Raw genomic sequence first — 25813 nt, 5'->3', positions numbered from 1 at the left:
GTTTCCATCCGTTGCCCCTCCCTTGTCGCGGCCTACTCGGTCGCGTTCCATGGTCGCTCGAATCCGCGACGCAGCAAAGCAGTTCGCTAATACTGCTGAGCCTATGCCGCCGAACCACCTCAGCCAGTTACCGCCGCGCCAGCGCCAGCACGTCGCCGATTCGGAAACCGGCGGATCATCGCACCGTTACCGGATGAAGTGATATCAGGCGTCAGCACTCATGTCCGGGTCGACGCGGCGCAGCGCCGATGCCAACCATTCAGACCGGCGGTGCTCGTCTGGCATCGCGGCCAGCCCGTGTGTCGCCTCCTCGATTGCTTCGGCCGTGTGCCCCAGCATCGACAGAACGCCCCCACGCTGCACGGCCCCGAATCCGGGGCTCCACCAATACATCGACGCAGGGGGTTCCATGCTGTCCGCCGCTTCCGCCGCCGCGTCCGCCATAGCCAGCGCGTGTTGCGCTTCGCGCGTCTCCCCGTGCGCGGCCAACAATTCAGCTCGCCGCATTCGCCCGTAGGCCCTGATGGTGGGGTGCGCGTCCGGTACCGCGAGCGCGGCGTCCGAGAGGGCGATGACCTCGCCGTAATTCCCGGCGCTGACAGTCACGTAGCCGAGGAAGCCCAGGCTGTGCGCTAGCCGGTCCGGGTCGCGGGACTCCTTCGCCAGGCTCACTGCCGTGCCGACGCTACGCCGGGCGGCAGCGTCGGCTCCTATCGCGTGCTCCAGCCATCCCCGGTACTGCGTTACCTCAGACGCGAGGGAAGCTGCCTCGGTCCGTGCCGCGCGTGCCTCACGGGCAAAGGTCTCGGTCATGGCAGACATCCCGCGCGCCGCCGGGAGTACTGCCACAGCCCCTGCCACGTCCTCGATCCGGCGCGTAGCCGCCAACATCACCGCCACATCGGACAGGGCGGCGGTGTCTACGCTGGCTGGCGTTCGCGCTACCGCCGTCAGCCGCTCCAAGTCCGCGCCCAGCACCCTTTCGTAGGCGGCGGCTACACCGGCAGGTACGGGGCGCTGGCCGGTCTCGATCAGTGACAGGTACGTCTTGCCGTAGTAGGTCCGCTCGGCCATCGCGCGCAGCGAGATACCCGCCGCCTCGCGAGCGGCACGCAGCAGCGCACCGGGTTCCATACAGATCACCGTAGCGCGGCTGTGGACGGATGTGGACGCGTATTTGCCCCGGCTTCAATCCGATTCGGTCGATGCTCGACGTAGCACCCGCCGCCGGGTCGACCCAGAATCCTCGGCGTCGGATGCCCACCAACAGAACACACACGACACGCCTGGGGGATAGCCCAATGCCCATAGCTCTGTTGATCGCGTTCACGGTCGCTGCTGCCTTTTACGGCACGATCTGTTTTTTCGATCGGCCCGTGAGAAGCGCTGAGACGTGCCATCCCGCACCAGATGTCCCATACGCCCCCGATGTTGCACACCTGGTGTGGCAGGCAAGGATCGGCTGCGACACCGAAACGTGCGCCGACAAAGCCGCCGCACTCGATGTCCTCATCGAAGCCAAGATCGTCAAACCATGGCGCGCCATCCGATGACCACCCTCGCCGACGCCGAGATGTGGCGCCACTTCCACCGAAAATGCCACGACGAGGGCGCATTCCGGTCGCTGGAGCAGGCCCAGTTCATCCACGACGTCCACTCCGGGCACGGCCCAACCTGCCTGCAGTACCTGTCGGCAGCGGCCTACATCCTCGGCTCCGGAGACGGAGCCGACCATGGCGAATGACACCGAGCCCCTCGGCATCAGACAAAGCCACATCGATGGTGCCCGGTCGATCATCGGCGCCTATGGCTGGCCCTACAGCCCCGAGGAAAACGCTGAACTACTCGAGAACATCAGCGGCGGCCAGTCGCTGGAGCTGCCCCAACAAGTCTCCGCCGCCCTGCGCGCGCTGACGCGGAAACCAGATGGCACTCGATAGAGCGCAGGCAGTGGTCCTCGGCGCCCTCGCCCAAGGCCAGCCACTGACGACGCAGGAACTGAGCACCCGGACAGGTCTCGCGCCGACAACCGCGCGGGCCGCCGCAACATTCCTCGCTCACGACGGGTGGGCATCCGGCACCGATGGGGTCCCCACCTACTGGCGGATCACCGACCGCGGCCGTCGCCTCGCCGCGACACGCCCCTACCGCGAGTATCGGACCACCGATGTCTGAGGTCGACGGCACCCATAGAGCGTCCCGGCAGAAGCCGGGAAGAACCGAGCACGGAACGTAGCATGCGTGTACGTGGACGCCAGCGATGGGCGACGTGTGTCGGCGTCGCCGCGCCCGGCGGGGCGACTTCCGGTAACTGCTCCAATGCCATCGGATCGGTCGCCGGGTGAACCACCCCTACCGGTGGCAGTCGAGCTCGTTGTAGGGAACGAGACGGAACGAGAAGTCGCGCAGGGGTTGCGATGACCAGCGACGTGAGGCGCGCCTGCCTGAGGGGCGCGGATCCCGACCCCTGCCTTGCTGGGAGCGTTTGGCGCCGACACCGAGGCCTGGAGCAAATTGTGACCAAAATCGTGTCAACACCCCTGACAAGCGAGGGAGCCATAAACGGCGGTGAACCGGCAAACGCGCAGGTTGACCGCCGTCCCGAGAAAACCGCTGTCAGGATCGAACTGACGACCGCTCGCTGACAACAACGGCACGACCTCGACCACTCGGCTCAGCCACGCAACGGCCGGAAAAGAGCCCCCTGTCAGGATTGAACTGACGACCGCTCGCTTACAAGGCGAGTGCTCTACCACTGAGCTAAGGAGGCGGGGAAAAGCGGTTGTCATCATAACCGGGCGCGCCGACTACGTGACACCGGGTTTCCGATGTCACGTAGTCGGCGGTCGATCAGATCGTCCCGACGCAGTATCGATTACCGCGTGTCAGGACTGGGCGCCCTGGCGGGCCGCGTCGTCCGCGGCCATTGCGTCGCGCAGACTCTTCGGACGCATGTCGGTCCAGTTCTTCTCGACGTACTCGACACAGGCGGCGCGGCTGTCCTCACCGAACACGACTCGCCATCCCGCCGGAACCTCGGCGAAGGCCGGCCACAAGGAATGCTGTTCCTCGTCGTTGACCAGGACGAAGAAGCGGCCGTCTTCGTCATCGAAGGGGTTGGTGCTCAATTTCACCTCACTGGATACTGGCGCTATGTACGGGATCGCTCCGGGTTCACACGGCGCTGGGGTTACACGAACCGCAAGCGCCGAGATACCCCGTGCGTTGTTTCGACCCTAGCAAGGCACACGTTACGCCAGAGCGATTACCTCCTCAGTACCCTCGCCAAACTCGCAATCAGCTCGCAAAGAAGTCGAGCAGGATCTTGTTGACCGCCTCCGGCCGTTCCAGATATCCGAAATGTCCAGCATCCGGCACTTCCTGGTACCGCGCGCCCGGGATGACCTCGGCGATCTCCCTGGACAGGTATGGCGGGATCATCCGGTCGTCAGCAAACCCGACCGACAGGCAGGGCACCCGGATCGCCCGGTAGGCCTGCACACGGTCGAAATCGTGGTCCATCCTGCGCTGGGCACGGATACCCGGCGTCACCGGTCCGCCGGTGAACTCGAACAGATCGAGCCAGTCGCGAGCGGCGTTCGGCTCTGCCATGGTCGCGGGCGACAGGTTCATCACCGCGTTGACCGCTGCCTCGTACTTCGGCGGCAGTTTCACCCCACTGGCGTCCAGTTCGTGCTCGCCGAGCGACAGCGTCTTCTGGAACTGGTCGAGTCGCCCGTGACCCGCCATGAATACCGCCTTACGCACCAGATCTGGGCGGGCCAGGGCCAGTTCCTGCGCTACCCGCGCGCCCATCGAGGTGCCGACGACAAGCGCGGGCCCCTCGGCGAGGAATTCGATGAGGGCGGCGGTGTCGGCGACCAGTTCGTCGACTGTCATGCCGGAGGCGGCCTCGAAGGACGGCGCGATCCCGCGGTTGTCGAACGTGCACACCCGGTAACCGGCCGCGACCAGCGCGGGAACCTGGTGCAGCTCCCACACCCGCCCCGGGCTTCCGGTGCCCATGATCATGACCACGAGCGGCGCGGAGCCCTTGACGTCGGCGCCCTTGGCGCGATCACCCTTGACCTGGTAATTGAGGGAAATTCCGTTCACCGTGGCCAGCGGCATGTCGACCCTTTCGTGGAGTTGGTGCTGCGGTTCCCACGGTATAGGGGCGGGACAGGTCGGCGCACCAGCCGGGGTGCGGTCGACGTGGCGCGGGTGCGCCGCGGAACTCCGGGGCGGACGGAGGTCCGAACGTCGCATACCATTGACTATTCGCACGTACGAGGGTACTGAGCCGGGAGGACTTGAAGATGGCCGCGAAAGGCAGCGCGAACGACATCGCGGACGACGATCTGGAACCGCTCGCCGACGAGACAGCACGGCAGGCACAGCGGGTGGTCGCGGCCTACGCAGAGGATGCCGATGAGTGCCGAATGCTGTTGTCTATGTTGGGTATTGGACCGAGCGTCCGGAGCGAATAACCTCTTATTCGACGCCAACGGCGACGTCGACTGCACAACTCCAGCGGGATACAGCAACGCGAAGGATGCGTGAGTGGACCAGATGAACCCGTCCGACGACTCCGAGCACGCCAGAGATATTTCCCCTGCTGAGACCGCGGCCGCGAGCGACGGCCCGTACGAATCGGGCTCCGGTTTCGTCGTCGTCGCCAATCGGCTCCCCGTCGACCTCGAACGCCTGCCCGACGGGACGACCCGATGGAAGCGCAGCCCAGGCGGTCTGGTGACCGCGTTGGAACCGGTATTGCGCAACAACAAGGGCGCCTGGGTCGGCTGGGCCGGCGTCCCCGACGTCGACGTCGAGCCGATCATCGAGGACGGCCTCGAACTGCATCCGGTCCCGCTGTCCGCGCTGGAGGTCGGCGACTACTACGAGGGCTTCTCCAACGGCACGCTGTGGCCGCTCTACCACGACGTGATCGTGCGTCCGGTCTACGACCGCAACTGGTGGGCCGCCTACGTCACGGTGAACCGGCGCTTCGCCGAGGCCACCGCGAAGGTCGCCGCCGAGGGCGCGACGGTGTGGGTGCAGGATTACCAACTGCAGCTTGTGCCCAAGATGCTTCGCATGCTTCGCCCCGATCTGACTATCGGGTTCTTCCTGCACATCCCGTTCCCGCCGGTCGAGCTGTTCATGCAGATGCCGTGGCGGACCGAGATCGTCGAGGGCCTGCTCGGCGCCGACCTGATCGGGTTCCACCTGCCCGGCGGCGCGCAGAACTTCCTCTATCTGGCCCGCAGGCTGGCCGGCCAGCCGACCTCGCGCGGTTCGATCGGTGTGCGGTCCAAGCTCGGTGTCGTGCAGGTGGGGTTCCGCACGGTCCGGGTGGGTGCGTTCCCGATTTCGATCGCCTCGGCCGAACTCGATGAGCACTCCCGACGTAGGTCGGTGCGCGAGCGCGCCGCCAAGATCCGCGCCGAGCTGGGCAATCCGAAGAACATCCTGCTCGGCGTCGACCGGCTGGACTACACCAAGGGCATCGATATCCGGCTCAATGCGCTCGAGGAGCTGCTTGTCGACGGCCGGGTCGATCCGGCGGAGACCGTGATGGTCCAGCTGGCCACCCCGAGCCGCGAGCGCGTCGAGAGCTACATCCAGATGCGCGGCGACATCGAACGTCAGGTCGGCCGGATCAACGGCGAGTTCGCCAGGGTCGGCTACCCGGTGGTGCATTACCTGCACCGGCCGATCCCGCGCGACGAGCTCATCGCGTTCTTCCTGGCCGCTGATGTCATGCTGGTCACGCCCCTGCGCGACGGCATGAACCTGGTCGCCAAGGAGTACGTCGCCTGTCACAGCGGGCTCAACGGCGCCCTGGTGTTGAGTGAATTCACCGGCGCGTCAGCCGAATTGCGCCAGTCGTATCTGTGCAACCCACACGATCTGGACAGCGTGAAGGACGCCATCGTCTCCGCGCTGGAGGACGACAGGGACACCAAGCGCAGGCGAATGCGCTCGCTGCGCCGTCAGGTGCTCGCCCACGACGTCGACCGCTGGGCACGGGCATTCCTCGACGCGTTGGCGCAGGATCAGGTCGCGGGTAGCGCGCTGCTGACCGACGACGACATCTACCCGGAATCGCACACGCCGTCGCGCTGATGGCGTTCACAGGAACCGCCCAGCTTTCATCCAGGAACTTCGCAGCGGCGTCCTGGACCATAAAGCAATGACTGGTGCGCCTGCGGAGCGAACACCCGAGGCACGGGTGCTGGTGGTGGACGACGAGCCGATGATCGTCGAGCTGCTCGCCGTGAGCCTGCGCTATCAGGGCTTCGACGTGGACACCGCGGCCGATGGCGCACAGGCGCTGGACAGGGCGCGCACCTTCCGGCCACAGGCGCTCATCGTGGACGTGATGATGCCGGGTATGGATGGCTTCGGTCTACTGCGCAGGCTGCGCGCCGACGGCATCGACGCGCCCGTGCTGTTTCTCACCGCGCGCGACGACGTGCAGGACAAGATCACCGGCCTCACCCTTGGGGCGGACGACTACGTCACCAAGCCGTTCAGCCTCGAAGAGGTGGTGGCCCGGCTACGCGTCATCCTGCGCCGCGCGGGCCACGCCGCACCGCAGCGGGAGAGTTCGCGCATCCGCTTCGAGGACATCGAACTCGACGACGACACCCATGAAGTGTGGAAGGCGGGGGAGCCGGTGGCGCTGTCCCCCACCGAGTTCACGCTGCTGCGCTATTTCATGGTCAACGCGGGCACGGTGCTGAGCAAGCCACGCATCCTGGACCACGTGTGGCGCTACGACTTCGGCGGCGAGGTCGGCGTCGTGGAAACTTATGTCTCCTACCTGCGCAAAAAGGTCGACACCAGCGACACTCGCCTGATCCACACCCTGCGCGGCGTCGGTTACGTCATGCGCGCACCCAATCGCCGGGTTGGGCGTTAGGTGAGCCCGGGTCGGCTCGCGACGGCCCGCACGAAAGCGGCCGGCGCCCTCTCCGCGATCCCGCTGCGGGTGACACTGATGGTGCTGCTTGTCCTCACGGCGGGCCTCGGCCTGCTCATCTCCGGAATGGTGGTCACCTCCGGCCTGGAGCAGCAGCTGACCAACCGCACCGACCAGCAGCTGCGCGAGGGCGCCGGCGAGTGGTCCCGCCGAGAGCGGGTACCGCCGCCGCCGGTGCTGCCGCCTGACCCGCGCCATGCGCCGAGCCAGTTCTACGTTCGCGTACAGATCGTCGACGGACGGTCGTTCTCCATCAAAGCGTTCGGCGTCGACGCCGAACCCGCCCTGCCGGATACGCCACGATCCGGCCCCTTCACCACCGGCTCCGCGAACGGCGGACCGATCCAGTGGCGCGTGCTGACGGTGCGCACACCACGCGCGACGACCACCGTGGCATTGCCACTCACCCAGAACACCGACACGGTGCACCGGCTGCTGATGCTGCAGCTGATCGTCGGTCTTATCGTGCTCGCCGCGCTGGCGGTGATCGCGTACTTCGTGGTCCGGCGCAGCCTGCGCCCGCTGCGCCGGGTCGAGAACATCGCCGCCGCGATCGCACAGGGTGACCTGCATCGCCGGGTTCCGGTGCGCGGCAAGAACACCGAGGTCGACCGGCTGTCGCGTTCGCTGAACGGCATGCTGGCGCAGATCCAGCGTGCGTTCACCGCGACCGCGGCGTCCGAGGACGCCGCACGGCGGTCCGAGGAGCGTATGCGTCAGTTCGTCGCGGACGCCAGTCACGAGTTGCGCACCCCGCTCACGACGATCCGCGGTTTCGCCGAGCTGTACCGCCAGGGCGCCACCACCGATCCGGAGAAGATCATGGATCGCATCGAGCGCGAGTCCCAGCGGATGGGCGTTCTGGTCGAAGACCTGCTGATGCTGGCGCGACTGGACGCACAGCGTCCGTTGGAATTGGGACCGGTCGACCTGCTTGCCGTCGCCAGCGATGCCGTGCACAACGTGCGGGCGGTGGTCGCGGCCGCGCATACCGACGGACCGATGCGCACCATCGAGCTGAAAGTTCAACCGGGCGAGGGGACGTTGGAGGTCATCGGTGACGAGGCACGGCTGCGCCAGGTTCTGACCAACCTTCTGAACAACGCCGTCACGCACACCGCGCCCGACGCTGCGGTGCAGGTACTGCTGACATCCGACGCCGACCACGTCGTGCTCGACGTGGCGGACAGCGGCCCCGGACTGCCGGCCGAGGAGGCGGAGCGGATCTTCGAGCGCTTCTACCGCACCGATACCTCACGCGCCCGCAGCAGCGGCGGCACCGGGTTGGGTCTGTCCATCGTGCAGGCCCTGGTGACCGCACACGGCGGCACAGTCGCCGTGCGAAGCACACCGGAGGAGGGTACGACGTTCACCGTCCGGCTGCCCCGCCGAACGCCGCCGAGTTCGGACCAGCCGAATCGAAACGGCCACCGGTTCTCGACAATCAGACCGGCGTGACCGCCTCGACCAACCAGCGGGAGTGCGTTTTCGCCAACGTGACACGGACGCGACTGCCGGTGGTGGTGCCCTGCGGGGTGTCCTTGCTCGTCGTGACCTGATTGAGGAACAGTAGAACTTCGACGTGAGTGCGGTCGGCCGAGATGACGCCACTCGCCTGGGTGGTCGCGGTGACCGTGAGCTGCTTCTCCTTGGCGCCCGGTGCGATCTGCTTGTCGATCAGCGTCAGGTAGTCGTCGCGGAAGCTACCACCGAGGTTGTCCGCCGACTTCCTCAGCTCGGTGTCGACTGTCTGCGGGTTGTAGGTGAACATCGCCTCGACGGTGCGGCCCGCCGTCGCGACCGCATCCGCGCGCGACTGCTCGGCCTGCCGGTCGTCCCAGTAGCGGTAGCCGTTCACGCCGCCGATGACCGCCGCCGCGGCGACCACCACGCCGACGATCGCGAGCAGAATCTTGCCTCGAATTCCGTTCTGACCGCTCATGCTGTGCCTTCTCTGGCATGAGCGGAGCCCTCCGTGGTCACGCTTCGCTGCCTCCTCCGGGCCTGACCGCTCATGCTGTGCCCTCTCTGGCATGAGCGGAGCCCTCCGTGGTCACGCTTCGCTGCCTCCTCCGGGCCTGACCGCTCATGCCACGAACTCCACATCGGACACGCTCAGGCCGGCGTCGCCGCGGGTGACGGTCACTCGGAACCGGTAATACCTGGTCTGCGGCTCGGCTTGGCCCGCGTTGGTCAGTGTCTGTTTGGCGGCGACCAGGACGCGCGCGGAGCGGTCGTCGTCGCTCTCCAGCGCGGCCGCCACGATCTCACCATTGGAGACCACCTTGGCCTGCTGCACGATGCTGGTGAACGGGTCGACCCGTCCGTCGAACTCGGTTTTGAACTCGCCCGAGGCCAGCGACAGGATCCGATCGATGTCCTGTTTGGCCGAATCGGCGCGGATGGTGGTGAGGTTGACGACCGCCTGCCGGGCGGTCTGCACATATTCGTCGCGGTGCGCGTCGCGTTGGTCCGCCGAACGCACCGCGAACACCGATAGGGTCGCACCGCACACCAGCGCCAGGACCAGCAGCGCTGCGGCGCCCAGTGCGAGAAGCTGCGGGACGCGGCGGCCGTTGTTCTCCTTCTCGTCGGCGGGCGCGGCAGCGGCTTCGGCTTTCGCGAGAACGCCCGATTCCTGGTCGGCCGGCGTGTCGGCGGCCGAGGCCACCACGTCCGGCTCCGTCATGGCGTTCGCGTCGTCAACGGAAGCCGGCCCGCTGTCCGCGGCGGGGCCGGATGTTCCGGCGCCGAGAACCGCGGCGCGGGCCGAGATGACCTCCGTAGCCGAGGTCTTGACGTCTGTGGTGGTCGAGGTCTCGTTCCCCTCGACCGGAGGTCCGGCCGAGCGCACCGCACGTCGCCGCGTGCGATGACCATCTCCGTTGATATCACTCATCGTTGCTGCTCCTCGAGCATCGCCTGCCAGCTCGACGGTACCGTGCCCGAACCGTCCGGTCCGATATCGCCCTGTCGGTAGGTGCGCCCGTCGCTGCCGATGTAGACGCCGGTGTCCGGGTCGTACGCTCTCGCGGCGGCCGGTGTGCCGCCGCCGTAACTCGCGGGTGCGACACCCACGGGTTCCCGCGCGAGAGGCGCGGCCGCGGGCGCGACCGGCTGCGGCGGGCCGATCGGCGGGTTGTTGCCCACCGGGGCATACCCGGTCCGGCACAACTCCGGCGTCGGGGCGCGTACACCGGGGACCTCCGCGCACGGCGTGTTGCGGATACCGCGCACGGCCTCGGGCGCGTCGTGCGGAACCTTGCAGTACAGGTTGGGGGGCGTGTCCACGGTGTCCAGTTCGCTGGGCGAGCGGCGCTGGTCCGGCGGGAGGAAACCGGTGGTGCAGGCGGGAGGGTCGTTGACAACGGTCATGAAGTCGACCAGGGCACCGTACTCGAGCGGACCGCGGACCGCCGTGAGCAGCGCCGCGACCAGCGGCGGGTAGACCACCAGGATCTGTTCCAGTCCGGCGTGATAGGTCACGGCAACCTGGCCGACGCTGACCAGGTTGGCCAGCACCAGCGGCAGGGTCGGCTTCAGGTCGTTGAACAGCGAACTCACCTGCTGCATCGCGGCGGGTCCTTTGTGCAGCACGCCGCGCAGCGCGGGGTCGTGGCCGCGCAGCTGATCGGTCACGGTCGCCAGATCGGCGGTCCAGGAACGGATCGCGGCATCCGATCGGGTCTGGGTGTCCAGCAGCGGTCCGATCTGGTCGATCAGCTGCTTCGTCGGCTCCGCGTTGTTCTGCGCCTCCTGCACCAGCAACGCCGCGGAATCAATGAACCGCTGCAGATCGGGGCCCGCACCGTTGAACGCGAGGAACGCCTCGTCGATGACCTGTCGCAGGCGGGTGTCGGCGACGCTGGACAGCAGCCGGTCCGACTGGTCGAGCAGCGCCCCGACATCCTGCGGCAGCTTGGTGCGCTGCACTGGGATCACGCTGCCGTCATGCAGGTTGCCGCCCGTGCGGTGCTCGGCGGGCACCAGGTCGACGTACTGCTCGCCGACCGCCGACACGCTGCGCACCCACGCGTCGACGTCCGAGGGGATTTCGTAGTCGCTCGCGATCGACAGCTTCGCGTCGACCCCGGCGGGAGTGAGCCGAACCTCCTTCACCTGACCGACATTCGTGCCGCGGTAGGAGACGTTGGCCGTCGGGTAGAGACCGCCGGTCGCGGCCAGTTGGACTGTCACCTCGTAGCGCCCGATGCCGAACATCGCAGGCAGCTTCACATACGTCCCACCCATCACCACCAGGCCGATCACCGTCAGTACCGAGAAGATGATCAGCTGGGTGCGGACAAATCGAGTAAGCGTCACTGTCCCGGACTCCCTTGCGGCGCAGCATTGCCCGGCATGGGCACGGTCAGCCCGGGAATGGCGGGCAGGCCGGGGATCGGAGGAAGGCCGGGAATGGTCGGCGCCGGCTGCTGGCTCGCGGCGGGCGGAGGCGCCTGCAGCGGCCCGGTCGCCGGGTCACCGTTCTGGGCTGCCGTGCCCGGGGCGAAGCTGCCGAGCGCGCCCTCGACGCCACCGAAGCGCCCACCCAGCGGTGTCCCGGTGAGGAAGTTCGAGTCCAGCCGCCTGCCCGTGATGTCCACCGTCATGAACAGGTTCAGGTAGTCGCCCTTGATCGCGTGATCGAGGTTCTTCATCGGGAAGGGGAAGGTGAGCAGGATCTTCAGCGCCTCGGTGAGGTTGTTGCCCGTGTCGGCCAGCGATTGCAACACCGGCCATAGGCTGCGCAAGTTGGCCTTCAGATCATTGCCGCCCGCATCGATGATCCGCTGGGTGACATCGCTCAGCTCGCCGAGCGCGGTGATCGCCCGTGTGATGTTCGCCCTGCGATCGGCCAGCACGGTCAATGCGGGATGGATCTGCTCGATGGCGGCCGCAACCACGTCGCGTTGCTGGGCCAGCTGGCCACCGAGCCGGTCGAGTCCGCTCATCGCGGCGATGATGTCCCCGGTCTGGTGGTCCAGGTTCGTGGTCAGTTCGTTCAGTTGCGGTAGCAGATCCCGGATCGCGTCCTCCCGGCCGGTGAACGCGGAATTGAGTTCCCGGGTAATGGTTTCCAGCTGGGACACGCCGCCGCCGTTGAGCACCACCGACAGCGAGGACAGCACCTGCTCGGTGGTCGGGAAGGCGCCGGCCCGCGCCAGCGGGATGATATCGCCGGGGCGCAGCCGGCCTTCGGCGGTCTGGTCGGACGGCGCGGCCAGCTCCACATGGTTGGAGCCGAGCAAGCTCGTCTGCCCGATCTCGGCGACCGCGTTGGCGGGCAGCCGCACGTCGGGGTTCAGCGTGACGGTGACCAGCGCGTGCCAGTCCTCCACCTCGATCTTCGAGACCGTGCCCACCGTCACGTCGTGCACCCGCACCGGTGAATTCCTGGTCAGCGTGGTCACGTTCGGCATCTGGATACGCACCTGGTAGGAGCCGGGCGCGGTGCCCTCGGTGCCGGGCATCGGCAGCGAGTTCAGCCCGTCCCACTGGCAGCCGGAAACCCCGAGTACCACCGCGAGCCCCGCCACGAGGGCGGTGGTCCGGCGCATTCGCCGCGTCGGCATCATCGCCCTCCTCCCGGAATGGCCAGTCCGGCAATGCCGTTCGGCACACTCACCGGCGCGGGTTGTGGCCGCGGCGGCGTTTCGCTCGCCACCCGCCCGGCCAGGCTGGGATCGGAATACACCAGCTGGTTCGGGAACGCGGTGACGCCGCTGGCCGGGTTCGCCATAATCGGCACGTAGTTCATGGCCAGGGTGTTGAGGACCGGCGCAAGATACTGCGCGCAGAGATCGGCGCTGCGGTCGGAGTCGTTGGTCTCCAACGCGCGCACCGACCCGCAGAGGAAGCTGAGCGGGTCTGCGAAGTTGGTCGGTGCGATGGCGCCGGTCAGGGTTCCCTGAGCGGGCTTGTAAATCTGGTAGAAGTTGACCAGCGCGGTCGGCCCGGAATGCAGCACCCGTTCCAGCTCAGGTCGCTTGTCGACCAGCACCTGGGTGGCATCGGCCAGCCGTTGCACGCCCTCGGTGAGCTCGGCGCCGTTGCCCTCGATGAACCGGCGCACATCGGCCACCGCCGCGTCCAGATTGTCCAGTCCGGCGCCGAGATCCGACGAGACACCGGCCAGCACCGAGGACACCGACGCGAGTCTGCCGCCGAACTGCACGATCTGCTCGTTGCTCGCCGCGAGCACGTCGACGAACTTCTGCAAGTTGCGGATTGTGCCGAACAGGTCGGTTCGTCTGTCCGACAACGTGTTCAGCGTGGCCGACAACTCATGCAATGTGTCGCGGAACTTCTGGCCGTTGCCGTCGAGATTGTCGGCGGCAGTGTTGATGAAGCGACCGAACGAGCCCTGCGCGTCGTCACCGACCGGGCCGAGCGTGGTCGCCAGCTTGGACAATTCCGCCTTGATGTCGTCCCATTCGACGGGCACAGCGGTGTGCTCGATCGGAATCTCGCTGCCGTCCTTCATCTTCGGTCCATCGGTATAGGCCGGCGCGAGCTGGATGAACCGCGCCGAGACCAGCGAAGGCGAGATGATCACGGCCCGTGCGTCGGCGGGGATGTCGATGCCGCGGTCGAGCGTCATCGACACCTTCACCCGGTCGCTGCCCGGCTCGATCGATTCGATCCTCCCGACCCGCACACCCAGCACGCGCACGTCGTCGCCCTGGTACAGGCCGGAGGTGGACGGGAAATAGGCCGTGATGCCGGTGGTTCCGATCCGGGTGATGCCGTTCCACGCACCCACCGCCACAAGGGCGGCGACCAGCACGCCCGCCAGTACAAGCACCCAGCGGGGCAGTTTCCGTACTGCGCTCATAACCGAGCGATGGTCGGCGGCACCTGTTGTTCGCTCGCTGCGCTCGGCTGTGCCTGTTGTTCGCTCGCTGCGCTCGCTCATCGCGGCGGCTCCTGGGTCGCGGGTTCGATCGACGGGAACGGCTCCAGGTAGCTGCGCAGGTCGTCGGGCAGGTGCTGCGGCCACAGCAGGGCGTCCACCATCGGCTGCAGCAACTTGCTGCTCGCATTGACCACGTACGCCTGGAAGTAGGGGCCGCTGCCGACCTGCTCGCCGAGGGCGGCCGCGAACGGACCGAGCCCGACGAGCGCGTCCGCGAGGTTCTGCTTGTTCTTCTGCAACAGGGCAAGCACCGAATTCAGCTTGTCCAGCGCCGGTTTCAGCTGCGCCTCGTTGTCGGCGACCAGACCGGACAGCTGCTGGGCCAGGCCGTTCACGTAGACGATGAGCTGGCCGAGCGCGGTGCGGCGCCGATTCAGCTCACCGAGCAGCTCGTTGCCGTCGAGCAGGAGCGCGTTGATCTGGTTGCCTCGGTCGGCGAGGATCTTCGTGACGCTCTGCGCCCGCTTCAGCAGGTCTGACAGCGCCTCGTCACGCGCGTTGATGCTGCGCGAGAGCGCGGTGACGCCGTCCAACGCCGACCGGAGCGGGGCGGGGGTGTCGGCGAAGGTCGCCGAGAGCGCGTCGAGGGTCTGGTCGACCTTCTCCATATCCAGGCCATGCACCGTGCCCGCCAGATCGCCCAGCGCCTCGTTGAGCGAGTACGGCGATGTTGTGCGGTCCAACGGAATCGTGTCGTCGGTACGCAGCGCCCCGGAGCCGGACGGCGTGACCTCCAGCGACTTGCGCCCGAGCACGGTGTTGGTCTTGATCGCCGCCGACGTCTTCTGCCCCAGCACGATCGACTCGTCCAGGGTGAACCGGACCAGCACTTTCGCTCCGTCCAGACCGACCTTGTCCACCCGGCCGGAGCGCACGCCGGCGACCTGGACCGGGTCGCCGGGCACCAGGCCGCCGGCGTCGGCGAAGTACGCGGTGAACGTCGCACCGGACCGGATGAACGGCAGCCGGTCGAATTGCAGTGCCGACAGCGCCACCGCCACCGCCAGCACGAGGCCGACGATGCCGAGGGTGATGGCGGTTGATCGCTGCTCGTTCATCGGTTCTCGGCACACCTTCCGGTCGTCTGCGCGGCGGGCATGTTGATCTTCATGGTCTTCCCGTCCGGACCGTCCACCAGGAAATTCGTCCCGCAGACATAGAGCTGGAGGAAAGAGCCATAGGAACCGATCCTGATCAGCTGCCGGTAGGTCGAGGGAAGCCGGTCCAGCACCCACTGGACGGTGTCGGAACCCGCGTCGAGGTTGGTGGCGAGGCGGCCGGTCTGCTCGATGGTGTCCTTCAGGTCCGGGCGGGCCTGGCCGAGCAGGCCGGTGAGGTCGCCGGTGGCTCCGGCGATGCGCGGAATCGCGTCGCCGATCTGGTCTCTGTCGGCGGCCAATCCGCTGATCAGCCGTTGCAGTTCGGCGAGTGTGGTGGCGAACTGATCGCCGCGCTGATCGATGGTCTGCAACACGGTGTTCAGGTTGTCGATCACGCTGCCGATCAGCGCGTCCCGGTCGGCCAAGGTCTTGGCGAACGAACCACCGCTGTTCAGCAGGGATACCAACGTGCCACCCTGACCCTGGAAGATCTGCAACAGCGCGTTGGTCAGGTCGTTCACCTGGCCGGGATCGAGGCCGCGCAGCAGCGGCTTGAACCCGCCGAGCAGCATGTCCAGATCCAATGCCGGCGCGGTCTGCTCCGTGCCGATGGTGCCGCCCTTCTGCAACACATAATTGGAGCCGGGGCCCTCGAGCAGTTCCATATACCGGTCGCCGACCAGGTTTTCGTACTTGATCGCCGCGCGCGTACTGGTGAGCAGTTTGTATTTGCGGTCGACGGCGAACTCGACGTGCGCGAGATAGTCTTTGCCGACCTTCACCGAGGTGACCGAGCCGACCGGAACGCCCGCGATGCGCACCTTCGCGCCGGGCAGCATCCCGGAGGAACTGGTGAACACGGCGTGATAGCTGTTCTCCCTGGCGAAGCGCATCTGGCTGAACACGACGGCCAAGCCGGCGAAGACCAGCGTCATCACCAGGGTGAAGATTGCCAGCTTGACGGTCGTCGCGGTGTTTTTCACGGTCGCGGCACCCCCGGCAGTCCGGCGAACAGGATCTGGAAGATCTTGGGCGGGTTGACAGTCAATGTCGTCGACGGCGTGTACACGTGGCCTTCCGAAGTGTCTGTGACGACATAGTCGGCGTGGCTGCCCGGCTCGCGGTCCAGTATTCCCGCGCATTGCGGCCCGCCGGTCGCGTTCACCTTCGGCAAATCCTGTGCGTAGGTGTAGGGATCGGGGCCGTAGATGAAGCCTGCGTTCAGCGCGACGCCTTCCTGCAAACCGCCGAAGACCGCCTCGCCAAGCGGAAGCGCCTTACCGAGACCACCGATCAGGCAGAACAGCGCGGGCGCGTACTCCTGCAGCAATCCGGTGGTCGGGCGAAGCAGATCCAGCGCCGTGACGAGCTGGTTCTCGTTCTCGCGCAGTACCGAACCGGTGGTATCGGCCAGCCCGATGAGGTTCATCAGCACGTCGTCGAGGCTGCCCTGCTCCTCGACCAGGGTATTGCTGGTAACGGTAGCGTTGTCGAGGGTGCGTAACAGGTCGTTCGCCGTGTCCGCGTAGAGATTCGTTACGTCGCTGGTCTTCGCCAGGTCCTGTTGCAGCGTGGGCAGCGACGGGTTGATGTCGCGCAGGTAGGCGTCACTCTGGGCGAGCAGGTCGCCGAGCTTCTGCCCCCGGCCCTGTAACGCGGTACCCAGCGCGGACAGCGTCGCGTTCAGTTTCTGCGGCTCGATCTTGGCGAGCACGTCGGTCAGATGTTGGAACAGCGTGTTGAACTCGACGGTCACCTGCTGCGCCGTCACGGTCGCGCCCGGTTTCAGCGAGGAAGACGAAGGCTGCCCGGGAACAACGAAGTTGACGTACTTCGCGCCGAACACGGTGGTGGACCGGATGTCGACGCCCGCGTTCGACGGTACGAGCTTCAGCATTTCCGGATCAAGGGCCAGCGTCAGCTTTGCTCCGTCGGCGGTGTGATCGACGGCCGCGACGCGACCGATGTCGACACCGCGCACCTTCACCTTGGCGTCCGGGTCGAGGACCAAGCCGCTGCGCGGAGCGTCCACGGTCACGGTGGCCGTGGTGGTGAACCCGCCGACGAACATGGTCAGCGCGACGGCGACGAGCGCGACGAGCGCGAGCACCATCCCGGCTCCTGCCAGTTTCAGGCCGAGCCCGCCGCGCAGCGCCTTCCTCAGGCCGCTTTCTGCTTGCTTCGATTCCGCCATGTCGCTTATCCGGAGAGATGGAAGTTGCCGGAGGTGCCGTAGATGGCCAGCGAGATCAGCAGGGTCACCGTGACTACCGCGACCAATGAGGTCCGCACCGCGTTGCCCACCGCGATGCCCACACCGACCGGACCGCCAGCGGCGTTGTAGCCGTAGTAGGTGTGGATCATCATCACAGCCAATGCCATGAAGATCGCCTGGGCGAAGGACCAGAGGATGTCGCTCGGTATGAGGAAGGTGGAGAAGTAGTGGTCATAGACGCCCGCCGACTGCCCGTAGATCACCACGGTGGCGAATCGGCTCGCGAGGAACGACGCGATCACCGCGAGCGCGTAGAGCGGGACGATGGCGATCATCCCGGCCAGCACCCGGGTGGCGACGAGGTACGGCACCGGCCGGATCGCCATCGATTCCAGCGCGTCGATCTCCTCGGCCACCCGCATGGCGCCCAGCTGCGCGGTCGAACCCGCCCCGATGGTGGCGGCAAGACCGATGCCGGAGATGACCGGCGCCGCGATGCGGACGTTGATGAACGCCGCGAAGAAACCGGTGAGCGCCTCGACGCCGATGTTGCCGAGCGAGCTGTAACCCTGCACCGCGATGGTGCCGCCTGCGAACAGCGTGAGGAATCCGACGATCACCACCGTGCCGCCGATCACCGCCAGAGCGCCGGTGCCCATGCTGATCTCGGCGATCAGCCGGATCGTCTCGGTCCGGTAGTGCACCACCGCCCTCGGAATGGAACCGATCGTCTGGGCGTAGAACACGGCATGTTTGCCTACCGCATCGAGCGAGTCCGACATCCGGCGCACGCGGCGCACCGTCCGCGGGAAGCGGGATTCGAGCACGAAGGACATCGCGTCACCGCGCCGTGAACTTGATGCCGACGGCGGTGACCACCACGTTCACTACGAACAAGGCCATAAAAGCGAAGACTACGGTCTGATTCACCGCATCACCGACACTCTTGGGTCCACCTTTGACATTCAGGCCCAGATAACAGGCGACCAGGCCCGCGATCAGCCCGAACAATCCGGCTTTCACCTCGGAAATGATCAGCTCGGGCAGATGAGTGAGCAATGTGATGCCATTGACGAACGCGCCGGGATTCACGTCCTGCAGATATACCGAGAACAGAAAACCTCCGACGATACCGATGGTGCACACCAGGCTGTTGAGCATCAGCGCGACGAACATCGAGGCGAGCACGCGCGGCACCACCAGGCGGTGCACCGGGTTGATACCGAGCACCCGCATCGCGTCGATTTCCTCGCGAATGGTGCGGGCGCCCAGGTCGGCGCAGATCGCGGTGGCACCGGCTCCCGCGACGATGAGTACGGTGACGATCGGCCCCACCTGGGTGACCGAGCCGAACGCCGCGCCGGCGCCGCTGAGGTCGGCCGCGCCGATCTCGCGTAACAGAATGTTCAGCGTGAAGCTCACCAGAACGGTGAACGGAATCGCGACCAACAATGTGGGAACAATCGATACTCGCGCGATGAACCAGGATTGGTCGATGAACTCACGCCATTGAAAGGGTCTTCGCACGCTGGAACGCGCGACCTCGGCGGTGAGTTCGAAGAACCCACCGACGGCCCGCAATGGCACGGCAAGGACCTCGTTCATCCGCGATCCTCCTTGCTCAACTGCGTATACAGCTCACGGCGCGGACGTCCACCGTGGCCACACCGCCTCAACGATTAGAACACGTTCACCGTGCCGCCGGAAGTCTTTCAACACATTTGAAGTGCTATTTATCTGAAGATCGGCATGCAAATTGAAACCGGTGTCAGTGCGGAAAGATCGCACCCTCGTGAGGCGTCACACGTTCCGCAAGCACATGTCTACCAAGTGCTGAACTCATGATCAACAATTGGACGATTGACCAGTAGCGCATCGGCGCCGTCCTCCGACGAACGGCTCATCCCAAATCGATGAGCGAGGAGGCGGAGAATGTCTGTCCGGCCGGACGCTCGGCGAAGTAGCCACCCAACGTGTCCGCCAGGTCGTCCACCGACCACTGACCGCCCGCGGCGTCGAATCGGCGCTCCACGACCGGTGCCGCCATGAGCGCGACCATCGCCCCGTACACCACGAACAGCTGCCCGTTGACCGCGTCGGCGGCGGGGGAAGCGAGATAGGCGACCAGCCGGGCCACATGATCGGGCGACAGCGGATCGATCTCCCCCTCAGGGGCGGCACTGAACACCGCCTCTGTCATCGCGGTCCGTGCCCGCGGCGCGATCGCGTTGGCACGCACGCCGTAGCGCGACAGCGCCCGCGCCGCCGAGAGGGTGAGCGCGGTGATGCCCGCCTTCGCGGCGCCGTAGTTGGCCTGCCCCTCCGGTCCGAGCAACCCCGCCTCCGAGGAAGTGTTGACGAGCCTGCCGTAGACCGGAGCACCCACCTCCTTGGATTTGCCGCGCCAATACGCGGCCGCGTTGCGCGACAACAGGAAATGACCGCGCAGATGAACCGCGAGCACCGCGTCGAAGTCCTCGTCGGACATATTGAACAGCATTCGGTCGCGGGTGATACCGGCGTTGTTGACCACGATGTCTACCGAGCCGAAGGCTTCCTCCGCAGTGCCGATCAGCGCATCGGCAGTGACGCGCTCGGCAATGCTGCCCGCGACGAACTCCGCCTTTGCCCCCAACGCGCGAATCTCGGCGAGGGTATCGGCCACCGAGTCCGATTCCGACAAGTCGTTGACCACGACCGAAGCGCCCGCCCCGGCCAGCGCGAGCGCTTCGGCCCGCCCAAGTCCGGCGCCGCCGCCGGTCACGATCGCCACTCGGGCCGCAAGGCTCAGATCTTTGCTCACGCGGCCGACTTTAGAACGTGTTCCAACTTCCGGCAAGGGTCGGGCTATTGCAGACGCAGCGCCGCCTTGGGGCATTGCGCGACGGCGTCCTCCACCGCGGCGAGCCGATCGGCGGACACCTCGGCCTCCGCGATGTGCAGCACGTCGTCGTCGTCGAGTTCGAACACGTCGGGGGCGATTCCGACACAGATCCCGTTCGCTTCACACTGGTCCAGATCGACACTGACTTTCATGAGAACTCCTTTACCACCGCCATGCCCGAAGCCTAACAAGCCGAGGCGACCGACCGGGTCGGCATCGACCTGTTCCACTCCCAATACTGGAACATGTTTCAGACGATATGCAATGATCGAGAGAACCCGAAACGACGAAGGCTCGGTCCTACTCACCCCGCCGACTCCGCAAGCTCCGTCGGCTGACCATTCCCCCATGAGGTATTGCCATGCGCATTGCGTACACACCGCAACAGGAGGAGCTACGCGCGGAGCTGCGCGACTACTTCGCGCGGCTCATCACCCCGGAGCGCCGAGCGGCGCTGAGCGCGCAGACCGGCGAGTACGGGCAGGGCAACGTCTACCGCGAGGTCGTCCAGGAGATGGGCCGTGACGGCTGGCTGGCGCTCGGATGGCCCAAGGAGTACGGCGGCCAGGACCGCCCGACCATGGACCAGCTGATCTTCACCGACGAGGCCGCGATCGCGGGCGCGCCGGTGCCGTTCCTGACCATCAACTCGGTCGCGCCGACGATCATGCACTACGGCAGCGAGGCGCAGAAGAAGTTCTTCCTGCCCAAGATCGCGGCCGGTGAGCTGCACTTCGCCATCGGCTATTCCGAACCGGGCGCGGGCACCGATCTGGCCAGCCTGCGCACCACCGCCGTGCGTGACGGCGACGAGTACGTGATCAACGGCCAAAAGATGTGGACGAGCCTGATCGCCTACGCCGACTATGTCTGGCTGGCTGTGCGCACCGATCCGACGGCCAAGAAGCACAAGGGCATCAGCATGCTCATCGTGCCGACCACGGCCGAGGGCTTCTCCTGGACCCCCGTGCACACCATGGCGGGCCCGGACACCAGCGCCACCTATTACCAGGACGTCCGGGTGCCCGCTAGTGCGCTGGTCGGTCAGGAGAACGGCGGCTGGGCGCTGATCACCAACCAGCTCAACCACGAGCGCGTCGCGCTCACCTCGGCCGGGCCGCTGGCGCTGGCCCTGCGTCAGACCGTGGAGTGGGCGAGCAACACCAAGGCCGGCGACGGCTCGCGGGTGATCGACCGGGAATGGGTACAGCTCAACCTCGCCAAGGTGCACGCCAAGGTCGAGTACCTGGAGCTGCTGAACTGGGAGATCGCCGGCCGGGCCGATGCGGGCGGCGACGCGGCTCCGCGTCCGTGGGACGCCTCGACCTGCAAGGTGTACGGCACCGAGCTGGCCACCGAGGCCTACCGGCTGCTCATGGAGGTCCTGGGTCCGCAGGCCTATCTGCGCCAGGACTCCCCCGGCGCCGAACTTCGCGGGCGGCTGGAGCGGATGCACCGGGCCGCGCTCATCCTGACCTTCGGCGGCGGCACCAACGAGGTCCAGCGCGACATCATCGCCATGACCGCCCTTAAGCAGCCTGCCGCGGCGCGCTGATCGGAAGCAGGTAGACCACCATGGATTTCACTCCTACCGAAGCCCAACTGGATCTCGCTCGGCTGACCGGCGAGGTGTGCGGCAAGCTGGTCACCGCCGACCGGCTGCGCGAACTCGACACGGCCGGCGGGGCAGGAACGAACACCGAGCGGTTCGACGAGACGCTGTGGAGTTCGCTCGCCGAGACCGGCGTGCTCGCGGCGGCCCTGCCCGAGTCGGTCGGTGGCAGCGACCTCGGCCCGCTCGAACAGACCGCCATCCTGCGTGAGCTGGGCAAGCATGTCGCGGCCGTGCCGTATCTGTGGTCGATCGTCGTCGGCGCGGGTGCGCTGGCCCGGTTCGGCGATGCGGCGCAACAAGATCGAGCTGCACGGGCCGGTGCGGGTAGCATCATCCTCACCGCGGCGCTGGCCGAGGAGCGCAATTGGGAGCCCACCCAACCGACCACCACCGCGGTCGAAACCGACGGCGGCTGGCGGCTCACCGGCGCCAAGACCACCGTGCCCTTCGCCGAGCGAGCCGAGCGAATCCTGGTTCCCGCCACGGCGTCCGGCGCAACGGCGGTCTTTCTGGTCGATCCCGCTGCCGCGACCGTGACGGCCCAGCAGGTCGTCGACCGCAGCCCGGAGTTCGCCGTCGAATTCACCGATACGCCCGCCGAACTGGTCGGTGGCGTGGCCGACGGCGCGGAGATCCTGGACTGGATCCTCGCCCGCGCCTGGCTGGGCCTGAGCGCCCTGCAGCTCGGGACCGTGGAGCGGGCGCTCGAGCTCGTCGCCGAGTACGCGAGGGAGCGTACGCAGTTCGGCAAGGCGGTCGGCAGCTTCCAGGCCGTCGCCCAGCGCCTCGCCGACGCTTACATCGACGTCCAGGGCCTGCGCCTGACCGTGACCAAGGCCGCGTGGTTGCTGTCGGAGAACCTGCCTGCGGCCGAAGCCGTGCACACCGCCAAGTTCTGGGCGGCGGACGCGGGCCACCGAGTCGCGCACACCGTCGTCCACGTGCACGGCGGCGTCGGCATCGACCGCGACCACATCGTGCACAACTACTTCACCGCGGCAAAGCACAACGAGTTCGCCCTCGGCACGGGCACCGATCACCTGCGCGCGCTCGGCGCGCTGCTGGCCACGTAACCGAGATCTCGAATCGGCCCGCATGGCGTCTTGCCTGCGGGCTGGTTCGCGTGCCTGGCCGTCAGCCTTCGAACTTCGCCAAATGCTCGGCGATCGCCGGTACGTCGAGGGCACCCTGACATACCGCGAGCACGAATCGCTCGGCGTCGTCGACGTCGAAGTGTGCGTTCAGCGGATGGCCGTTGATCTGCAGGAAAACCCAGGTCGCGTACCAGGCCAATCGCTTGTTGCCATCGACCAAGCCGTGGTTGCGTGCGATCGATTCCATCAGCGCGGCAGCCTTCTGCCACACCTCCGGGTAGGCGTCCTGGCCGAATACGCTGGACTGCGGTCGTGCAAGAGCCGAGTCGAGCAGGCCGTAGTCACGGACCGCCGGAGTGCCCAGCCGCTCAGCGAGACTCAGCAGTTCAGGCAGCGTCAGGTACTCCATCAGGCCAGCCTCCGGTTCAGCTCCTCACTGACTCGCAGGACGTGATCAGCAGCCTCGTTGAAGAGTCTGGAATGCTCATTGATCGCCTTGATGACAGCGTCGTGGGCGAACTGCTGCATACTGCGGCCCTCCGCCTCCGCACGTCCGCGCAAAGCCGCGAGCTCCGCCTCCGAAAACCGAATGTTCAGACCAGCCATGGATCGATGGTACCGCGCGGTACCACCTAACACCGACCGGATTCAATCGGCCGGAGTCGACATCAAGTAGCGCTGAAGCGTGGGGGCCATGTCGGCGATGAGCTGGGTGGGGGTCATGACAACCACCGGGGGCAGACGCAGGACGTAGCGGCAAAGGGCCAGTCCGAGGAGCTGCGTGACTACGAGGCCAGCACGGCGGGGCGCGTCGGCGGGATCGCCGAAGCGCAGGACAGCGGGCAATACCTGCTGGGCGAAGATCGTCCGGACCCGCTCGGTGACCGCGTCGTCGGCGATCGACGAGCGCAGCAGGGTGAGCAGCACCTCCCGGTTCGGCTGCTCCTCCCAAATTGCCAGAAAGCGGCGAATCAGCAACTCCCCCAGAGCCTTCGGCTCGGCCGCGCCCAGGTCGGGCAGTTCCAGATCGATGTCGACCGCGGCGGCGAACAGGCCATCTTTGCTGCCGAAGTACCGCATGACCATGGACGGATCGATGTCCGCGTCGGCGGCGATGGCGCGGATGGTCGCCTTGCGGAAGCCCTCGGCGGCGAAGCGGGAGCGGGCGGCCTCGAGAATCGCGGCACGCGTCGCGTCCGAGCGGCGCACGGGGGGGCGATCGGGCTCGACATGCATGCCAACAAGTGTAGGCCAACAACTGTTGACTTCTCAGCCAGGGCGAGGTTACAGTTATGCCAACAAACGTTGGCCTACAGACGTTGGCACAAGGAGTCCCGATGAACGCCATTCCGAACCCGTTGCCCCCGACCACTTCCGTGGTGATCGTCGGCGCGGGCCCCGCCGGACTGACCGCCGCCATCACCTTGGCCGACGCGGGCGTGGATTTCGTCCTGCTCGATCGGCTCACCGAAGGTGCCAACACCTCACGCGCCGCAGTGGTGCACGCCAGGACATTGGAGGTCCTCGAGCAGCTCGGCATCGCCGAGGAACTGGTCTCGACGGGAATCGTCGTACCGCGCTTCACCGTTCACGACGGCGGCCGTACACTGGCCACCATCCAGTTCGGCGGACTCCCGACGCACTACCCGTACACCCTGATGACTCCGCAGGACACCACCGAGGCGGTCCTGCTGAAGCGCCTGCGGAAGGCGGGCGGCGAGGTGCACCGGCCCTACGCGGTAAGCCGGGCGTTCGACGAAACCGACGGCGTAACAGTCGAATACACCGACGCGGCCGGCGCACAGGGCAGCATCCGCGCCGACTACGTGATCGGCGCCGACGGCATGCACAGCATCGTCCGCGAAGCGGCCGGAATCGGGTTCACCGGCGCCACCTACGCGGAATCCTTCGTCCTCGCCGATGTGCGGATGGACTGGCCGATCGCCCGCGACGAAGTGGCACTGCATCTTTCGCCGGAAGGCGTCACCGTGGTCGCGCCGCTGCCGGACGACCACGAACCCAACCGCTACCGCGTGGTGGCCACCCTGGAGACGGCGCCCGAGCGCCCGACCGTCGAGGATATTCAAGCCATCCTGGACACACGCGGCCCCGGCGGCCAGGTGAAAGTCCGCGAAGTGTTGTGGAGTTCGCGCTTCCGGGTGCACCACCGGGTCGCCGACCACTACCGCGCGGGCCGCATCCTGCTCGCGGGTGACGCCGCCCACGTGCACAGCCCTGCCGGCGGCCAAGGCATGAACACCGGCATCCAGGACGCGGCCGCGCTCGGCCCGCTGCTGACGCGGGTACTGGCGGGCGAGCCGGACACGCTGCTGGACAGCTACGAAGCGACCCGCCGCCCTGTCGCGCTCAGCGTCGTCTCGTTCACCGACCGGATGACGAAGATGGCGACCGTGCGTCCGCGCCCGGCACGCCTGCTGCGCAACCTGACGCTCTCGACACTGGGCCGAATCCCCGCCTTTCGCTACCGCCTGGCCTTCCAACTCGCCGAACTGGCAAACCGCTGAACTGCGCCGACAAGTCATTTGCTACCCCACCGGAATAACTGAACTACTTCAGAACTTGCCGTACCAGGAAATGCGGAATGAAGCTCCGCAGAGGCGACGAGGTCCCGCGGCCCAATCCCTGGCGAATTGTTCTGCACGACCTGAACGCAGCACGGGGTTGGGCCGATTTACTTGCCCAGGCGCCAGGAAACCTGGACCGCGCCTGGGTCGACATCACCAGTGACCCACGGAGCGTCGCCAACCCTTCCCGGCAGCATCGACTGAAATTCGGCCTCAATCAAGTTGGGCGACGTCGAATTAGAGCAGTGGCAATACGAGATCACCGGCGGCGGCCGAATCTGGTACGCGATAGATGATGCCAACCGGATTTTGTACCTGACGCTCGCCGGTACCGGCCACCCACAGCAGACCGACCGCCGACGGTGACGCTCTGGTCGAGGCAGGCAGCCGGGCCGGCGCTGAGTTCGCAACGGCCG

The 25813-nt window shown here is 66.7% G+C and carries 28 protein-coding genes and 1 tRNA gene; 10 read left to right on the top strand and 19 right to left on the bottom strand.

Annotation, left to right across the window (positions count from 1 at the left end; translation table 11 throughout):
- Nucleotides 1-204: 204 nt before the first annotated feature.
- Nucleotides 205-1134, bottom strand: coding sequence for a helix-turn-helix transcriptional regulator (locus AB0H00_RS08550; RefSeq protein ID WP_357262949.1), 930 nt, complete (start codon nucleotides 1132-1134; stop codon nucleotides 205-207).
- A gap of 400 nt (nucleotides 1135-1534) precedes the next feature.
- Between AB0H00_RS08550 and AB0H00_RS08545 the strand changes: the two genes are divergently transcribed.
- Genes AB0H00_RS08545 through AB0H00_RS08535 form a run of 3 tightly spaced genes read left to right on the top strand, consistent with a single transcriptional unit; the run spans nucleotide 1535 to nucleotide 2175 of the window.
- Nucleotides 1535-1744, top strand: coding sequence for a hypothetical protein (locus tag AB0H00_RS08545; protein WP_357262946.1), 210 nt, complete (start codon nucleotides 1535-1537; stop codon nucleotides 1742-1744).
- Nucleotides 1734-1940, top strand: coding sequence for a hypothetical protein (locus AB0H00_RS08540; RefSeq protein ID WP_357262943.1), 207 nt, complete (start codon nucleotides 1734-1736; stop codon nucleotides 1938-1940). The genes AB0H00_RS08545 and AB0H00_RS08540 overlap by 11 nt, the downstream gene beginning before the upstream one ends.
- A complete protein-coding gene (locus tag AB0H00_RS08535; RefSeq protein ID WP_357262940.1) occupies nucleotides 1927-2175 on the top strand; it encodes a helix-turn-helix domain-containing protein in 249 nt (82 codons plus the stop codon). Before AB0H00_RS08540 ends, AB0H00_RS08535 begins: the two co-directional genes overlap by 14 nt.
- A gap of 523 nt (nucleotides 2176-2698) precedes the next feature.
- On the opposite strand, the gene AB0H00_RS08530 is transcribed toward AB0H00_RS08535, so the two are convergent.
- The 3 genes from AB0H00_RS08530 to AB0H00_RS08520 all read right to left on the bottom strand — a co-directional run bounded on the left by AB0H00_RS08530 (nucleotide 2699) and on the right by AB0H00_RS08520 (nucleotide 4131).
- Nucleotides 2699-2770: transfer RNA gene (locus AB0H00_RS08530), tRNA-Thr, on the bottom strand.
- A gap of 115 nt (nucleotides 2771-2885) precedes the next feature.
- Nucleotides 2886-3128, bottom strand: coding sequence for an MbtH family protein (locus tag AB0H00_RS08525; protein WP_011207082.1), 243 nt, complete (start codon nucleotides 3126-3128; stop codon nucleotides 2886-2888).
- Nucleotides 3129-3297: 169 nt separating this feature from the next.
- A complete protein-coding gene (locus tag AB0H00_RS08520) occupies nucleotides 3298-4131 on the bottom strand; it encodes an alpha/beta hydrolase (RefSeq protein WP_357262937.1) in 834 nt (277 codons plus the stop codon).
- A 188-nt stretch (nucleotides 4132-4319) separates the two neighbouring features.
- Here AB0H00_RS08520 and AB0H00_RS08515 point away from each other — a divergent pair, with 188 nt between their 5' ends.
- The 4 genes from AB0H00_RS08515 (at nucleotide 4320) to AB0H00_RS08500 (ending at nucleotide 8446) form a co-directional block, all read left to right on the top strand.
- Nucleotides 4320-4490 carry a hypothetical protein gene (locus AB0H00_RS08515; RefSeq protein ID WP_327112106.1) on the top strand — a complete coding sequence of 57 codons (171 nt, stop codon included), beginning with the start codon at nucleotides 4320-4322 and terminating at the stop codon, nucleotides 4488-4490.
- Between the two features lie 73 nt (nucleotides 4491-4563).
- Nucleotides 4564-6129, top strand: a complete 1566-nt coding sequence (locus tag AB0H00_RS08510; RefSeq protein ID WP_357262934.1) for a trehalose-6-phosphate synthase — start codon at nucleotides 4564-4566, stop codon at nucleotides 6127-6129.
- 67 nt (nucleotides 6130-6196) lie between these two features.
- Entirely contained in the window at nucleotides 6197-6928 is a 732-nt protein-coding gene (locus AB0H00_RS08505) for a response regulator transcription factor (protein ID WP_357262931.1), read from the top strand.
- Nucleotides 6929-7006: 78 nt separating this feature from the next.
- On the top strand, nucleotides 7007-8446 hold the full coding sequence (locus AB0H00_RS08500) for a HAMP domain-containing sensor histidine kinase (protein ID WP_357263461.1): 1440 nt from the start codon (nucleotides 7007-7009) through the stop codon (nucleotides 8444-8446).
- On the opposite strand, the gene AB0H00_RS08495 is transcribed toward AB0H00_RS08500, so the two are convergent.
- The 12 genes from AB0H00_RS08495 to AB0H00_RS08440 form a co-directional block, all read right to left on the bottom strand.
- Nucleotides 8433-8930 (bottom strand): h domain protein, encoded by a 498-nt coding sequence (locus tag AB0H00_RS08495; RefSeq protein WP_357262928.1) that lies wholly within the window; start codon nucleotides 8928-8930, stop codon nucleotides 8433-8435. The two genes, AB0H00_RS08500 and AB0H00_RS08495, sit on opposite strands and share 14 nt — an antisense overlap.
- 144 nt (nucleotides 8931-9074) lie before the next feature.
- Nucleotides 9075-9887: a hypothetical protein gene (locus AB0H00_RS08490; protein WP_357262925.1), complete on the bottom strand. Its 813-nt coding sequence runs from the start codon at nucleotides 9885-9887 to the stop codon at nucleotides 9075-9077.
- Nucleotides 9884-11311, bottom strand: coding sequence for an MlaD family protein (locus AB0H00_RS08485; protein ID WP_357262922.1), 1428 nt, complete (start codon nucleotides 11309-11311; stop codon nucleotides 9884-9886). The genes AB0H00_RS08490 and AB0H00_RS08485 overlap by 4 nt, the downstream gene beginning before the upstream one ends.
- Nucleotides 11308-12564 carry an MCE family protein gene (locus AB0H00_RS08480; protein WP_357262919.1) on the bottom strand — a complete coding sequence of 419 codons (1257 nt, stop codon included), beginning with the start codon at nucleotides 12562-12564 and terminating at the stop codon, nucleotides 11308-11310. Before AB0H00_RS08480 ends, AB0H00_RS08485 begins: the two co-directional genes overlap by 4 nt.
- Nucleotides 12561-13823: a virulence factor Mce family protein gene (locus AB0H00_RS08475; protein WP_357263458.1), complete on the bottom strand. Its 1263-nt coding sequence runs from the start codon at nucleotides 13821-13823 to the stop codon at nucleotides 12561-12563. The genes AB0H00_RS08480 and AB0H00_RS08475 overlap by 4 nt, the downstream gene beginning before the upstream one ends.
- 77 nt (nucleotides 13824-13900) lie before the next feature.
- Nucleotides 13901-14962: an MCE family protein gene (locus tag AB0H00_RS08470; RefSeq protein WP_357262916.1), complete on the bottom strand. Its 1062-nt coding sequence runs from the start codon at nucleotides 14960-14962 to the stop codon at nucleotides 13901-13903.
- Nucleotides 14959-15987: an MCE family protein gene (locus AB0H00_RS08465; RefSeq protein ID WP_357262913.1), complete on the bottom strand. Its 1029-nt coding sequence runs from the start codon at nucleotides 15985-15987 to the stop codon at nucleotides 14959-14961. The genes AB0H00_RS08470 and AB0H00_RS08465 overlap by 4 nt, the downstream gene beginning before the upstream one ends.
- Entirely contained in the window at nucleotides 15984-17198 is a 1215-nt protein-coding gene (locus tag AB0H00_RS08460) for an MCE family protein (protein ID WP_357262910.1), read from the bottom strand. Before AB0H00_RS08460 ends, AB0H00_RS08465 begins: the two co-directional genes overlap by 4 nt.
- Nucleotides 17199-17203: 5 nt before the next feature.
- Nucleotides 17204-18055 carry an ABC transporter permease gene (locus AB0H00_RS08455; RefSeq protein WP_357262907.1) on the bottom strand — a complete coding sequence of 284 codons (852 nt, stop codon included), beginning with the start codon at nucleotides 18053-18055 and terminating at the stop codon, nucleotides 17204-17206.
- A gap of 4 nt (nucleotides 18056-18059) precedes the next feature.
- Complete coding sequence (locus tag AB0H00_RS08450) at nucleotides 18060-18824, bottom strand: ABC transporter permease (protein ID WP_357262905.1); 765 nt, start codon at nucleotides 18822-18824, stop codon at nucleotides 18060-18062.
- A gap of 295 nt (nucleotides 18825-19119) precedes the next feature.
- Nucleotides 19120-20022: a 3-oxoacyl-ACP reductase gene (locus tag AB0H00_RS08445; protein ID WP_357262902.1), complete on the bottom strand. Its 903-nt coding sequence runs from the start codon at nucleotides 20020-20022 to the stop codon at nucleotides 19120-19122.
- A 44-nt stretch (nucleotides 20023-20066) separates the two neighbouring features.
- On the bottom strand, nucleotides 20067-20255 hold the full coding sequence (locus AB0H00_RS08440; RefSeq protein WP_357262899.1) for a ferredoxin: 189 nt from the start codon (nucleotides 20253-20255) through the stop codon (nucleotides 20067-20069).
- A gap of 209 nt (nucleotides 20256-20464) precedes the next feature.
- Here AB0H00_RS08440 and AB0H00_RS08435 point away from each other — a divergent pair, with 209 nt between their 5' ends.
- Together AB0H00_RS08435 and AB0H00_RS08430 are read left to right on the top strand one after the other, a co-directional pair.
- Complete coding sequence (locus AB0H00_RS08435) at nucleotides 20465-21658, top strand: acyl-CoA dehydrogenase family protein (protein WP_357262896.1); 1194 nt, start codon at nucleotides 20465-20467, stop codon at nucleotides 21656-21658.
- Nucleotides 21659-21678: 20 nt separating this feature from the next.
- Nucleotides 21679-22791, top strand: a complete 1113-nt coding sequence (locus AB0H00_RS08430; protein WP_357262893.1) for an acyl-CoA dehydrogenase family protein — start codon at nucleotides 21679-21681, stop codon at nucleotides 22789-22791.
- Between the two features lie 61 nt (nucleotides 22792-22852).
- Here AB0H00_RS08430 and AB0H00_RS08425 read toward each other — a convergent pair whose 3' ends face one another.
- From AB0H00_RS08425 to AB0H00_RS08415, 3 genes are read right to left on the bottom strand one after another with little or no spacing between them, the layout of a single operon-like run.
- Nucleotides 22853-23221: a Fic family protein gene (locus AB0H00_RS08425; protein ID WP_357262890.1), complete on the bottom strand. Its 369-nt coding sequence runs from the start codon at nucleotides 23219-23221 to the stop codon at nucleotides 22853-22855.
- Nucleotides 23221-23418, bottom strand: coding sequence for an antitoxin Phd (locus tag AB0H00_RS08420; protein ID WP_357262887.1), 198 nt, complete (start codon nucleotides 23416-23418; stop codon nucleotides 23221-23223). The genes AB0H00_RS08425 and AB0H00_RS08420 overlap by 1 nt, the downstream gene beginning before the upstream one ends.
- 42 nt (nucleotides 23419-23460) lie before the next feature.
- Entirely contained in the window at nucleotides 23461-24048 is a 588-nt protein-coding gene (locus AB0H00_RS08415; RefSeq protein WP_357262884.1) for a TetR family transcriptional regulator, read from the bottom strand.
- Between the two features lie 101 nt (nucleotides 24049-24149).
- On the opposite strand from AB0H00_RS08415, the gene AB0H00_RS08410 reads away from it, so the two are divergent.
- Nucleotides 24150-25337 carry an FAD-dependent monooxygenase gene (locus AB0H00_RS08410; RefSeq protein WP_357262881.1) on the top strand — a complete coding sequence of 396 codons (1188 nt, stop codon included), beginning with the start codon at nucleotides 24150-24152 and terminating at the stop codon, nucleotides 25335-25337.
- Nucleotides 25338-25813: the final 476 nt, after the last annotated feature.

It is taken from the genome of Nocardia sp. NPDC023852, assembly GCF_040639505.1.
Classification (GTDB): domain Bacteria; phylum Actinomycetota; class Actinomycetes; order Mycobacteriales; family Mycobacteriaceae; genus Nocardia.
The sequence above is the reverse complement of the archived record's forward strand: the minus strand, read 5'-3'. Positions and strand labels throughout refer to the sequence as shown.